Source organism: Franconibacter sp. IITDAS19, assembly GCF_023079515.1.
In the GTDB taxonomy this organism is placed as follows: domain Bacteria; phylum Pseudomonadota; class Gammaproteobacteria; order Enterobacterales; family Enterobacteriaceae; genus Franconibacter; species Franconibacter pulveris.
The window spans coordinates 347,778-360,870 of the sequence record NZ_JALJCP010000008.1; the positions used below are offsets into that span (position 1 = coordinate 347,778).

A 13,093-nucleotide genomic window follows, 5' to 3' on the forward strand; every position below is an offset into this window, starting at 1 on the left:
ATTTATCAGGCAAGTCGTTAGGATGCATGCTTTTTCTGAATCCCTCAGAAAATGGCAGGCCGGTAACTTATCTGAATATGGGGCTTACTAATGAAACGAATGAAGTTAACTCTGCTGGCGATGGCTATCGCTTCCGTCACCGGGCCTGCCTGGGCGGCTTTACCCAGCAAGCCGATCATCAGCAGCGGTACGGATAAATTCGCCCTGGTGGAGGTGGACCAGTCCGCCACCGCCTATAACCAGTTGGTCAAGCGAAACGACTCCGTCAACGTGGTTATTGAATGGAATATCTGGAGCGGCGATACCGGCACCAGCGCAAAAGTGCTGATGAACGGTAAGCAGGTGTGGAGCGGCGCAGCCGGCGCCAGCGGCAGAGCCTCCTTTGCGGTAAACAAAGGCGGACGTTACCAGACGCAGGTTGAAGTCTGTAACGCCAGCGGCTGCACGAAGAGCGACAGCAAGCTGATTCTCGTGGCGGACACCGACGGCAGCCACCTGACGCCGCTCGTCGCCACGCCGGGTGAGAAGAACAAAAAATACTCGACTCACCCCAATAAGATAGTCGGCGCCTATTTCCCGGAATGGGGGGTCTATGACCGCAACTATCCCGTGGACAAAATTCCGGCGGATAACCTGACCCACCTGCTGTACGGCTTTATCCCGATTTGCGGCGGCGACGGGATTAACGACAGCCTGAAATCTATCAGCAACAGCTTCGAAGCGCTGCAGCGTTCCTGCTCCGGGCGTCAGGATTTCCAGGTTTCGATTCATGACCCCTGGGCGGCTATTCAGAAGCCGCAAAAAGGCGTCACCGCCTGGGACGACCCCTACAAAGGCAACTTCGGTCAGTTGATGGCGCTGAAACTCGCCCATCCTAACCTGAAAGTCTTGCCTTCCATCGGGGGGTGGACGCTTTCCGACCCGTTCTTCTTCCTGAGCGATAAAACCAAGCGCGATCGCTTTGTCGCCTCCGTCAGAGAGTTCCTGCTGACCTGGAAATTCTTTGATGGTGTGGATATCGACTGGGAATTCCCGGGCGGCGGCGGGGAGAACCCCAACCTTGGCGGGCCACAGGATAAAGAGACTTACACAGCGCTGATGCGCGAACTGCGCACCATGCTTAACGGTCTGACGTCGCAAACCGGCAAAACGTATATGCTCACCTCTGCAATCGGGGTGGGTAACGACAAGATTGCCAATGTCGATTACCGTACCGCCAGCCAGTATCTCGATAACATCTTCATGATGAGCTACGACTTCTACGGCGCCTGGAGCATGACCGACCGCGGTCATCAGACAGCGATATATGCGCCGTCGTGGAAGCCGGATACGCAGTACACCGCCGATAACGGCCTGAAACTGCTGCTCGACCAGGGCGTGGACCCGAAAAAACTGGTGCTGGGCGTGGCGATGTATGGCCGCGGCTGGACCGGCGTTTCCGGCTACACCAACAACAACCCGTTCACCGGCGGCACCGCAACCGGCGCAGTGAAAGGGACCTGGGAAGCGGGTGTGGTGGATTATCGCCAGATTGCTAATGAATACCGTAATGGCTCAGGCTGGGAGTATAACTACGATGCGACTGCCGAAGCGCCTTACCTGTTCAAAAAATCAACCGGCGATTTGATTACCTATGACGACGCCCGTTCCGTGGCCGCGAAGGGTAAATATGCCCTGAGCAAAGGCCTGGGCGGCCTGTTTGCCTGGGAAATTGACGCCGACAACGGCGATATCCTCAACGCAATGCAGGAAAGCCTGATGAGCAGCAGCGGTGGCGGCGGAACGCCAACCCCGGCCAACCAGCCACCGGTAGCCAGCGCTACCGACCAGCAGGTGACTGGCCCGGCGCAGGTTACGCTTGACGGTTCTGCATCACACGATCCGGAAGGCGGCGCGCTCACCTATCTGTGGAGCCAGACTTCCGGCACGACCGTGACGCTTAACAATAAGAACACGGCCACAGCGACCTTTAACGCCCCTGCCACCACCACTGACAAGACGTATGGTTTCCAGCTTAAAGTCACTGACAGCGGCGGCCTGAGCAGCACCGCCAATATTCAGGTGCTGGATAAGGCGCCTGCGCCAAACCATGCGCCAACGGTGAATGCGTTTGAGGCTGTCACGCTTCAGGCGGGCCAGCAGTTGAACCTCCATGCTCAGGCGCTGGACGAAGACAACGATCCGCTGACTTACCAGTGGACCGTACCGTCTGAGTTTGCGCCGGAAGGCAACAATACGGCGGATCTGAGCATTACCGCGCCGGATGTGACTGCCAACCAGTCGTTTAACATCTCGGTTAACGTCAGCGACGGTAAGACCAGCACTCAGCAGTCGGTCAGCATTACCGTTACGCCACGCCAGAACGATGAAGAGCCGTTGCCATCGCCGGATCCGACCCCGGGCCCGTCGCCAGAACCGACACCTGAACCGGAACCGACCCCGGATGACGGTACAGGCACCGGCGGCACCGGAGGCTCCGGCGGCAGTTGCGCTACCCCAACCGACCCGAACGCCAGCAAGTACCCGGCCTGGTCTGCCAGCAAGGTGTATAACGGCGGCGAAACGGTCAGCTACAACAACCTGGTCTGGAAAGCTAAATACTGGACGCAGAACAACGCGCCGGGCTTTGACGCCGACCAGTGGCAGCTGGTTAGCCAGGTGAAAATGTCCTGGCGGGCAGATGTGGTTTACAACGGCGGCGAGACCACCGACTACGCCGGTTCGCAGTGGCGTGCTAAGTGGTGGACCAAAGGGGACGAACCCGGCAAAGCTGATGTCTGGGTGAAAACAGGGACGTCGGAGTGTCAGTAACCTGCCAGCCGGGCGTGTTGCGCCACGAAGCACACGCCTGAACGTTGGCACGCCGGCGCGAAGACGCGCTCGCGCCGGCAAAGGTGAATGACAGGTCTGACGCGGGCGGCGCTGCGGAAGTCTCGCAGCGTTGCCTGTCACCCTGCCGCGTATAGCCCCCTTCGGGCGGACTACGCACAACACCTCAGCCAACCCCGCAGTTAAGTCAACCAAACAAAGGTCATTCGCTATGAAAAGAAAACTATTAGCCCAGGCCATTGGCATACTGAGCCTGTGCGGCGCGGCGGCCCCGGCGCTGGCGCTGGAAGCGTGGAATGGACAGGAAGGCGGCGATACGTATCAGGTTATTTTCGCCGGCAACGTGTATAGCAACGCCTGGTGGGTCGGCGCCAGCAACTGCCCGACCTCCGACGACCCGAGCAACCCGTGGCGTCAGGTACGCGCCGCGACGGCCATTGAAATTACCCAATTCGGCAACCCTTCAAACTGCGATATTGCAAGCGGCGCGCCCGCGACAAAGCTGCCCGATTACAGCAGCGCCCAGAGTTACCAGAAAGATGACAAAGTTTCTAAAGATGGCGTGAGCTATAAAGCGCTGATGCCCATTCCGCCCTCCTCGTTCGCGCCCGGCGAACCGAACCCGTGGATGGCGTATGTCGCCGTGCCGCAGTGGCAGGCGGGCAAGGTGTATCAACAAGGCGATGTGGTGATGGTGAACGGCCAGGGCTACAAAGCCTGGTTCTACAACGTCGACCAGGATCCGTCAAAAGAGCAAAACCAGAACCCCACCGGCGACAACAGTCAGCCCTGGAAGCCGCTTGGCACGCTGAAGGTATGGACCGATCAGGAGCTGGCGAGCGCGCCGACGCTGGATGTACAAAAACTGTACCCGGCCGGATCGCTGGTGAGATTCCAGGGGCAGCCTTACGTTTCGCTCGCCACGGTGCAGCATGTGCAGCCGAGCGATCCTTCCCCGTGGGGCATTTTCATTGACTGGGCAGGCACCAAAGAGCGGGTCGGCACGCCGAAGTCGGAGTGGCCTGCGCACGTTTACGCCCCGTATGTCGACTTCACCCTGAATACCATTCCCGATCTCGCCTCGCTGGCGTCGAGCAAAAAGATAACCCACTACACGCTGGCGTTTATCGTCGCCAAAGATGCGAACACCTGTCTGCCCACCTGGGGGACAGCCTATAATATCAACGATTACACGCAGTACAGCAAAATCAAGGCGCTGCGCGACGCAGGCGGCGACGTGCAGGTCTCTATCGGCGGCGCCAACAACTCGCCGCTGGCCGCAGCCTGTAAGAACGTCAACGACCTGCAACAGCACTACTACGATATCGTCGATAACCTGAATCTGAAGGTGCTGGATTTCGATATCGAAGGCAACTGGGTCGCCGACCACGAATCTATCCAGCGGCGCAATACCGCGCTGAAGATGGTTCAGGAGCGCTGGAAACAGGAAGGCCGCAAGGTGGGGCTGCTGTTTACGCTGCCTATTTTGCCGACCGGCCTGACGCCGGAAGGCATCTATGTGCTGGAAGACGCGAAAGCCAAAGGCGTGGAATTGACCGGCGTAAACGTCATGACCATGGATTACGGCAACACCGTTTGTCAGTCTTCCGGTAAAGAGGGGCAGAATATTCACGGCAAATGCGCCACCTCCGCTATCGACAACCTGTTCCAGCAGGTGAAGAAGATCTGGCCGGAGAAGAGCGACAGCGCGATTAACGCGATGCTCGGCACCACGCCGATGATTGGCTACAACGACGTACAGGGTGAAACTTTTTACCTCTCCGATGCGCGCCTCGTCATGCAGCAGGCGCAGGAGCGGCAGCTTGGGATGATAGGCATCTGGTCGATAGCCCGCGACCAACCGGGACAGCAAGGTTATGTCGGCCCGGAAAACAGCGGCCTGACCGCCCAGCAGGCGCCGCTCTATGCCTTCAGCGACGTCTTCTCGCCGTTCACTTCGGCAAGCAGCAGCAGCGGCGGCGGTAGCCAGCCGACACCAACCCCAACGCCAACACCGTCTAACGTTGCGCCTGTGGCTAACGCCGGGGTTAGCCAGACGGTGCAGGGCGCGCAGGCGGTTACCCTTGACGGCTCCGGCTCAGCCGACGCGGACGGCGATACGCTGACCTACCAGTGGCAGCAAACCAGCGGGCCGAGCGTAACGCTCAGCAATGCGAATCAGGCGCGCAGCACCTTCACGCCGCCTTCTTCGCAGCATGCCGAGTATGGCTTCCGCCTGACGGTCAACGACGGGCAGCACAGCGCCTATGCGGACACCTCAGTCACGGTGCTGGAAGCGTCTCAGCCCGTCGCACCCACGATTAATCTGGCCTCCTCCTTCCAGGGACAAAGCGGCAGTACCATTGTGGTTACCGCCACCGCCGCCGACCCGGACAGCAGCAGCGAACAATTGCGCTGGAGCTGGACGGTGCCGAGCGGAATTGGCCAGGTTACGGGGCAGGACAGCAATACGCTGACCATCGTCGCTTCGAACGTCACCGCCACGCAGTCGTTCCCGCTGGCGGTAAGGGTAACTGACCAGAGCGGCCTGAGCGCTAACGCGTCGACCACGCTGCAGATAAACCCGCTGCCGCAGCCTTCAGGCGGCGACTTCCAGTACGTTTATCCGCAGAACATCAGCCAGTACAAGGCGGGCACTCGCGTGAAAGGTAAAGACGGCAATATTTACGAGTGTAAACCGTTCCCTTATGCCGGCTGGTGTAAAGGCGCAGCCTGGTCATACGCGCCGGGCGCAGGTCTGAACTGGGCTGATGCCTGGATCAAACGTTAATCAGAAGTCTGCCCAGGGCGCCGCGCGCGGCGGCGCCCTGTCAGTCAGGAGAAAAGCATGAAAGCCTGTTTCGCATTGCCGCTTTACGCCGTGAGCCTGATGGCGCAGGCTACCTGCTGGGACGAGGCGGCTTACTATTTTAATCTCGACCCGAAGCTGCTTAACGCCATCGCGCAGGTGGAATCGGGCATGAACCCTGAAGCGATAAACGTCAACACGAACGGCAGCTATGACGTGGGGCTGATGCAAATCAACAGCACCCATTTTGCGCGATTGCGTAAGCTTGGCGTTGATGAAGTTTTGCTGATGCAGGATCCGTGCGTGTCGGTGCTGGTCGGCGCCTCCATCTTATCGCAGATGGTAAAAACCTACGGCTATACCTGGGAGGCCATCGGCGCGTATAACGCAGGCACCAGCGAAAGCCGCCACGGTTTGCGTATGCGCTATGCCTGGAAAGTGTGGCAGCGCTATCAGCGCTTGAAGGGATTATAACCGGCAAGCATTTCCCCACCGGTTATGTTATTAACAGGCTCGCTAAAACCCACTCTCTGAATTTTCTGTCGCCACCAGTTTTAGCGAGAAGCGATTATGCGCTCTGTTTTTGATAGTCCGGCGCCGGCAATTTAATATCCTGATCGACGCCCTGATAATTCACCTGAATATGATCTTTGCTGATGCCGGTCACCCGGGCATTTTCGTACCCTTTCAGCGTTTCCCCGACATGATAAATAACCTGCTCGTTTCCTTGTTTAACCACCGTGGCGGAAAGATCTTTATCATCGCTGAAAATAATACCGCTGATATCCAGCGCCAGCTGCGGCGCACTTGCCTGAACGTCAGGCGTGGTCGGCGCCGCGTTAAAGAGCGCAAGCGTGACGGGCGATGCGGGTGTACTGGCCACGACCGGGGCGGCTGCAAGCTGCTCGCGCGTCTGCGACCAGCTCAACCAGCCGCTGGCGGTCTGCGCCACTCCGGCCAGAGCGATAATGCCGCATAATGCCGGCGCGAAATATTTTTTAATAGCAGGGGTCATCATATTCTTCACTATTTAAATTTAAGCTGGAATTATTGCCGTAATTCACTTGAGGATTTACGACGTCATATTTAATGAGAGAATTCTAACAACCCCGAATTTTATTAGCCAGCGAATCATTCACCAGCACAATAAATCAAAAAAGGACCTTTTCCCTAATTAATAGAAGAAGTTAACCAAAAAGGAACAATTAAGCAGCGCAGAATTCGTCTTTCAGAAAGAGTGAATAAATAAATCGGGATGATATTGCGGCCGGTTAACAGCCAGCCGCCTCGTTACGATTAACTGCCGGTGCGCGCCACCGCATCGCGGCTCGCCAGCGCCCGCTCGTCGCCGGTCAACTCGCTTAAATGGCCCTGGCGCATCTCCAGCAGACGGTCTGCGTGAATAAAATAGTGATCGTCGTGGCTGATGGCGAAGATGGTTTTACCCATCTGCTGCATCAGCGGCAGCAGTACCTGATAAAACTCGCGGCGGAAATGAGGGTCCTGATCCGCCGCCCATTCATCCAGCAGGATAATATCGCGATCTTCCGCCAGCGCCAGCAGCAGCGCCACGCGCTTTTTCTGCCCTTTCGAAAGCTTAAGGTTAAGAATTTTGCCGTTATCCAGCTCCAGCTTCCCGGCCATTTTCAGCCGGTTCAGCCACGCGTCCACCAGCGCCGGGTCGGCCTCTTCGCCCTGCGGCCCCAGCAGCTTGTCGAAAAGCCAGACGTCGGTGAAGACCGCCGAGAAGTGCTGGCGATAAGCCTCCATTTCGCTTGCGGCAATCACCTCGCCATCGAGCAAAATGTCGCCGCTGGCAGGCTCATAAAGGCCAGTGAGCAGCATGGCGAGCGTGGATTTGCCGCTGCCGTTGCCGCCAATCAGAAACAGCAGTTCGCCGCGCTTGATCGTGAGATTCAGCGGCCCAACGCCGAAGCTGCCGTCGCTGTATTTAAAGGTGACGTCGCGAAGCTCAAGCGTTTGCCAGTCGGCAAACTTTTGCGGGCGTTTAAAGGCGGGCTCGTAATCAGCCAGCTGGAACTGCTTCAGTTTGTTAAACGCCACCTGAGCGGTAAGCAGCGTCGGCAGCGCCCCCATGGCGGAAAGCAGCGGCGTGCGTAAAAAGAGCAGCGCCAGCGAGTAGGTCGCCGCTACGTTGGTATCGGCCCAGCCAAGGCCGTTCGCCATCCAGAACACCAGCCCAATCACGCCAAGCATCATGATGTTGGACCAGTTCACTGCGCTCAGGTGGAAGGTGTCGGCGCGAATAATGTGCTGGCGGTAGCTTTGCGCATCCGGCTTGTAAACCTGGTCGAAAATGTATTCGGCGCGCTCGCGGTTGAGCGCCAGCTCCTTACGCCCTTCCAGCAGGGTCTGGAAGTCGTTGTAAAGGCTCTCTTCCACTTCACGAAGCGTGGCGATGTGCTTATAAACGCGCTGCACCAGCAGGTAGCCTATCCACAGCGTGATAGCTATCCAGACGGCGGTGACCAGCAGCATTTTCGACGACAGCCAGCCTAAGTAAACGGCGCTGCCGATCGTCAGAATTATCCCCTGCACCAGCTCCGGCAAACGCACAAAGGCGACCGTGATATTACGAACGTCGCTGGTAAGCCCCGCCAGCAGCGTGGCGCTGCCGAGCTTTTCCACTTGTTCAACCGGCGTATCCATAATGCGCTTGATGAATTCGCTGCGCAGGCGATAAACAAAATGGTGGCCGAGCATCGTTAACGCCAGCTGCGAGGCGAGCGTCACGGCCATCAGCAGCAACAGCAGGCCGAGAAACGCCGGCAATACCGCAAGCGATAAATCGACGGTCGCGATGAGACGTTGGTTAATAAAAGCGATAAGGCCAATACCCAGCGCGGCGCTGGCGAGGCTTAACGCCAGCACCAGCACAAACGGCAGACGGTACTGGCGCCAGACAAGGCGCAGAAGTTCCATAAAAGCGGCTACCCACAGAAAACAAAACAGCGAGCAGTTTAAACGGCGTGAACGCGACGGCAAGAATAATTCTTATTTTTATTCGCCGTCGCCCGCCTGGCGGAAGGTAAGGTTGTAACGCCAGGGCCCGGTATCGGGATGGCAGCCAGGCTTCAACGGCTGGACGCCATGATAATAAAGGCGCGACGGCCCGCCCCACACCACGACGTCGCCGTGCTCAAGCAGCAGCCTTTTAAGCGGATCGCTGCGCTTGAGGCCGCCCCACTGAAACACCGCAGGCAGCCCAAGCGAGACGGAAACAATGGGCGCGCGCAGGTCAGGCTCGTCCTTATCCTGATGCAGCGAGAGCTTCGCCCCCGGCGCGTAGCGGTTAATCAGACAAGCGTCCGGCTGGAAATCGGGATAGCCTGCCGCCCGGGCCGCGTCGTCGCAAAGCGTGCGAAAGGCGGGCGGCATTTCAGGCCAGGGTTTACCGGTAAGCGGGTCGTGATGCGCGTAGCGGTAGCCGCTGCGGCTGCTGGTCCAGCCGAGCGGGCCGCAGCTGGTCATCGCCACCGACATGGTATAGCCGCCTGGCGTAACCATCTGGCGAAACGGCGACTGCGCCGCCACCTGCGCGATAGTCGCCAGCAGTTCAGCGGCGTTGGCGAAGGCGAACCGGCGCAATATCACCGCGCCGTCATCAAGCGGCTCCCGCCAGGGTGGCTGGTCGGCAAACAGATCCATTAGCTCTCCTTTTTCTTTATTTTTGCTTCGCGCGCCAGCAATGCGGCCTTGCGCTCAACGCCCCAGCGGTAGCCCGAGAGCGCCCCGTCGCTGCGCACAACACGGTGACAAGGGATCGCCACCGCCAGTTTATTGGCGGCGCAGGCGCTCGCCACCGCCCGCACGGCGCCAGGCTTGCCAATCTTTTGCGCCAGTTCGCTGTAGCTGACCGTGCTGCCGGCGGGAATGGCGCGCAGCGCCTGCCAGACCTGCTGCTGAAAGGCGGTGCCGCGAATGTCGAGCGGCAGCGTCCACTCTCCTGCCGGTGCGTCAAGAAACGCCACCACCTGCGCGACGCGCTGGTGAAAATCGGCGTCCTGCGAAGGTTGCGCATGGGGAAAGAGCGTTAATAGCTCAGACTCAAGCCGCTCGCGGCTTTCGCCAGGCAAAATAGCGCAGACTCCCCGTTCGCTTTGCGCCACCAGACACAGGCCCAACTGGCAGGAAACTATCGTCCAGTCGACCGGGGCGCTTTCGCCGCCGCGTAAATATTGCCGCGGCGTCATGCCAAGCGCCGCGTCGGCTTCGCGATAAAAAGCGCTGCCGGAGGCATAGCCGGAGGCGTAAATCGCCCCGGTCACGCTCTCACCGTCGCGCAACGCCTTACGCAGCTTTTGCCCCCGCAGCGCCTGCTGCCAGGCTTTGGGTGTAAGCCCGGTTACCGATTTAAACAGCCGATGAAAGTGGTAAGGACTCATCGCAGCGCTTTGCGCCAGCTCCGCGAGGGTTAACGGGGCGATGCTCGTCTCCATTTGTCGGCAGGCGGCGGCGATACGCATCGCCTTCTGCTGCTGCGGCGGCGACTTATCGGGCTGGCAGCGCTTGCAGGGACGAAACCCCGCGGCCAGCGCGCCGGCGGCATCGGGGTAAAAACGAACATTGTCGCGCAGCGGGCGACGGGCGCGGCAGGAGGGACGGCAGAAGATGCCGGTGGTCACCACCGCGAAGACAAAGCGCTCGTCCGCACGGGCATCGCGGCTTTCCACCGCCTGCCAGCGCGCCTGCTCAGACGTAAAATCGTCGCGTTTCATAACAGACTCCTCTTTTATAAGGTAGCCCTACTCTGCCCTTACGGCACGCGTGAAAAACCCGCCTTCTTGCTTTTTAATTTTTATCACTCAGCAGAAAAGCGTGAAACGACGGCGACATCCAGGCCGAGAACCCGTCCTCCTCTTTAGTGACCAGATAGACCGCAAGGCCCTCTTTCAACGCCACCGCTTTGGCTTTCTCCGGCCCCAGGACCATGAGCCCGGTATCCCAGCCATCCGCCTCCAGCGCCGTGGGCGCGATAACGGTCGCGGAAACCAGCTTATGGGTGATTGGCCGTCCGGTGGCGGGGTCGATAACGTGCGAAAGCCGTTTACCGTCGAGCTCATAGTAGTTGCGGTAGCTGCCGGAAGTGCTGATGCCGTGGCCGTTAATATCGACAATCGCCTGAACGGCGTTTTGCTGGTCGGTCGGCTTCTGGATAGCCACGCGCCACGGCTGCCCCTGCGGGTTGTCGCCCCGGCTTGAGAGCGCGCCGCCGACAGAGACCAGATAGCGGCTTATCCCTTCGCGCTCCATCAGGCGCGCCAGGCCATCGGCCGCGTATCCTTCGCCGACGGTTGAAAGGTCCACATAAAGATCCGGCAGATCTTTTTGCAGATACTGCTGTCCTGCGCGGTTTATCACCGAAAGATGCTGCAGGCCGGTGCGCGCCTTCGCCGCCGCGATTTGTCTGTCATCCGGCGTTTTCACCGGCTGCTTGTCGGGGCCGAACCCCCATAAATTCACCAGCGGGCCGACGGTGATGTCCATAGCGCCATCGGTTTTTGCGCCGATGCGCAACGACAGCGTCACGATATCGCTCATCGACTCGTCCACCGGCCAGGGCTGCGTGCTGCGGGAATGGTTAAAGCGCATCAACGCCGAGTCGTTTTTCCAGGTAGAAAGCCGCTGGTCGTCGCCGTCGAGCTGCGCCTGGATTTTCTTGCGCAACTCTTCTGCGCGTGCGCGCTCAACGCCCGCCAGACTTACGCGCCAGAACGTGCCCATGGTTTTGCCTTCCAGCACAAGGGGCTGCGCTTCGGTTGATGATGAATTGTCGCAGCCGGCAAGAAGTAATGCGCAGGCCATAAGGCTCGCGCAAAGAGAGTGAAACTTCATTTTATATCCTCAAACTTACGCGGCGACAGGGTACAACAAAAGTGGGCGACGTTGGCGGCGGAGCAATAAAAAAGGGGCCCGCAGGCCCCTTACGCAGATATACAAGCTTAGAACTGGTAAACCAGGCCCAGCGCGACGATATCGTCAGTACCAATGCCGGTGGCACGGGTAAAGTCGTTGTCGTCCACCAGGTTGATTTTGTAATCCACATAGGTGGACATATTTTTGTTGAAGTAGTAGGTCGCGCCCACATCAACATATTTCAGCAGATCCTGATCGCCGTAACCGCCTTCGATGTCTTTACCTTTGGACTGCAGGTAAGCCACGGAAGGACGCAGACCGAAGTCGAACTGGTACTGCGCAACCACTTCGAAGTTCTGCGCTTTGTTAGCAAAGCCGTAACCCGCAGTACGACCGCTGCCGTTAGACGTACCAAAACGGGTAGCGTTGTAAGTCTGAGAGTACTCCGCCGCCAGGTAGATGTTGTTAGCGTCGTATTTCACGCCGCCGCTATACACATCAGCACGGTCGCCGTTACCGTAAACGCCCGCCGCATTCTGGTCAGAGGTACGCTTGGAGGAGGTAGCTGCAGCGCCGATGGCGAAGCCTTCGCCCAGATCGTAGGTCAGAGATGCGCCGTAGCCATCGCCGTTCTGTTTCAGCAGGCTGCGGCCGCCAGCCGCGTCGTTCTCACCGCTGACGCTGCCGTTTTTACCCTGATACTGCAGCGCGAAGTTCAGACCATCAACCAGACCGAAGAAATCGGTGTTGCGGTAGGTTGCGAAGCCGTTGCCGCGCTGCTGCATGAAGTTATCCGCGCCGTACGTGTCGCCGCCGAATTCCGGCAGAACGTCGGTCCAGGAAGTCACATCGTAGATAACGCCGTAGTTACGACCGTAGTCGAAAGAGCCCGCGTCGCCGAATTTCACGCCCGCGAAAGCCACACGCGTCCAGGAACGGTTACCGGTTTCCGCATCGTTACCCTGAACCTGGTACTCCCACTGGCCGTAACCGGTGATCTGGTCGTTAACCTGGGTTTCGCCTTTGAAACCAATACGCATGTAGGTCTGATCGCCGTCGTTACCCGCGTCGTCAGAGAAATAGTGCAGACCGTCAACTTTACCGAACAGATCTAATTTGTTGCCGTCTTTGTTATAAATTTCAGCCGCCTGTGCGGTACCTGCTACCAGCAGAGCTGGGATCAGGAGGGATAGTGCTTTAACTTTCATCTTATTAACCCTCTATTGTTATATGCCTTTTTATTTGCCACTGCGTACTGACGCTTTTTAGGTCAGCCGGCGAAACCATTCTCCGCAAAAAATCGGAAGAATCCAACGCGAATATGATACGAAAACTTTGAAGATGTATCTTTTGTGCCTGCAGGTGTAACTAAATATTAATAAGAGGGAACTTTTTATTCGCACTAATTGCTAAAAACATCCGCACTAAATATCAAAAAACATAAAATAAAATATATAAATCATGAGCATAGTGCATGATATTTTTTACCGCACTGATTGCCAAAACATCTGGCGCGTTCGCGACTAAAATTACTCTCGCTATCATCATTAACTTTATTTATTACCGTCATTCAAATCT

The 13,093-nt window shown here is 58.0% G+C and carries 9 protein-coding genes; 3 read left to right on the forward strand and 6 right to left on the reverse strand.

Going from position 1 to position 13,093, the window contains the following annotated elements:
• Positions 1-90 precede the first annotated feature (90 nt).
• The 3 genes from MT962_RS18770 to iagB all read left to right on the forward strand — a co-directional run bounded on the left by MT962_RS18770 (position 91) and on the right by iagB (position 6,112).
• The gene (locus tag MT962_RS18770) at positions 91-2,811 is read left to right on the forward strand and encodes a glycosyl hydrolase family 18 protein (protein ID WP_247366210.1); all 2,721 of its coding nucleotides are present in this window, start codon (positions 91-93) and stop codon (positions 2,809-2,811) included.
• 229 nt (positions 2,812-3,040) lie between these two features.
• Positions 3,041-5,620: a glycosyl hydrolase family 18 protein gene (locus MT962_RS18775; RefSeq protein WP_024556262.1), complete on the forward strand. Its 2,580-nt coding sequence runs from the start codon at positions 3,041-3,043 to the stop codon at positions 5,618-5,620.
• A 57-nt stretch (positions 5,621-5,677) separates the two neighbouring features.
• Positions 5,678-6,112 carry a type III secretion system invasion protein IagB gene (gene iagB, locus MT962_RS18785; RefSeq protein ID WP_024556261.1) on the forward strand — a complete coding sequence of 145 codons (435 nt, stop codon included), beginning with the start codon at positions 5,678-5,680 and terminating at the stop codon, positions 6,110-6,112.
• A gap of 94 nt (positions 6,113-6,206) precedes the next feature.
• Here iagB and MT962_RS18790 read toward each other — a convergent pair whose 3' ends face one another.
• The 6 genes from MT962_RS18790 to MT962_RS18815 form a co-directional block, all read right to left on the reverse strand.
• Positions 6,207-6,656 carry a type II secretion system protein N gene (locus MT962_RS18790; protein WP_247366211.1) on the reverse strand — a complete coding sequence of 150 codons (450 nt, stop codon included), beginning with the start codon at positions 6,654-6,656 and terminating at the stop codon, positions 6,207-6,209.
• Positions 6,657-6,934: 278 nt separating this feature from the next.
• Positions 6,935-8,581 (reverse strand): multidrug ABC transporter permease/ATP-binding protein, encoded by a 1,647-nt coding sequence (locus tag MT962_RS18795; RefSeq protein WP_024556259.1) that lies wholly within the window; start codon positions 8,579-8,581, stop codon positions 6,935-6,937.
• A gap of 78 nt (positions 8,582-8,659) precedes the next feature.
• Positions 8,660-9,307: a DNA oxidative demethylase AlkB gene (gene alkB, locus MT962_RS18800; protein ID WP_247366212.1), complete on the reverse strand. Its 648-nt coding sequence runs from the start codon at positions 9,305-9,307 to the stop codon at positions 8,660-8,662.
• Positions 9,307-10,377 (reverse strand): bifunctional DNA-binding transcriptional regulator/O6-methylguanine-DNA methyltransferase Ada, encoded by a 1,071-nt coding sequence (ada, locus tag MT962_RS18805; RefSeq protein ID WP_247366213.1) that lies wholly within the window; start codon positions 10,375-10,377, stop codon positions 9,307-9,309. The genes alkB and ada overlap by 1 nt, the downstream gene beginning before the upstream one ends.
• A 73-nt stretch (positions 10,378-10,450) precedes the next feature.
• On the reverse strand, positions 10,451-11,494 hold the full coding sequence (apbE, locus tag MT962_RS18810; RefSeq protein WP_247366214.1) for an FAD:protein FMN transferase ApbE: 1,044 nt from the start codon (positions 11,492-11,494) through the stop codon (positions 10,451-10,453).
• Between the two features lie 107 nt (positions 11,495-11,601).
• Positions 11,602-12,723 (reverse strand): porin OmpC, encoded by a 1,122-nt coding sequence (locus MT962_RS18815; protein ID WP_247366215.1) that lies wholly within the window; start codon positions 12,721-12,723, stop codon positions 11,602-11,604.
• Positions 12,724-13,093 lie beyond the last annotated feature (370 nt).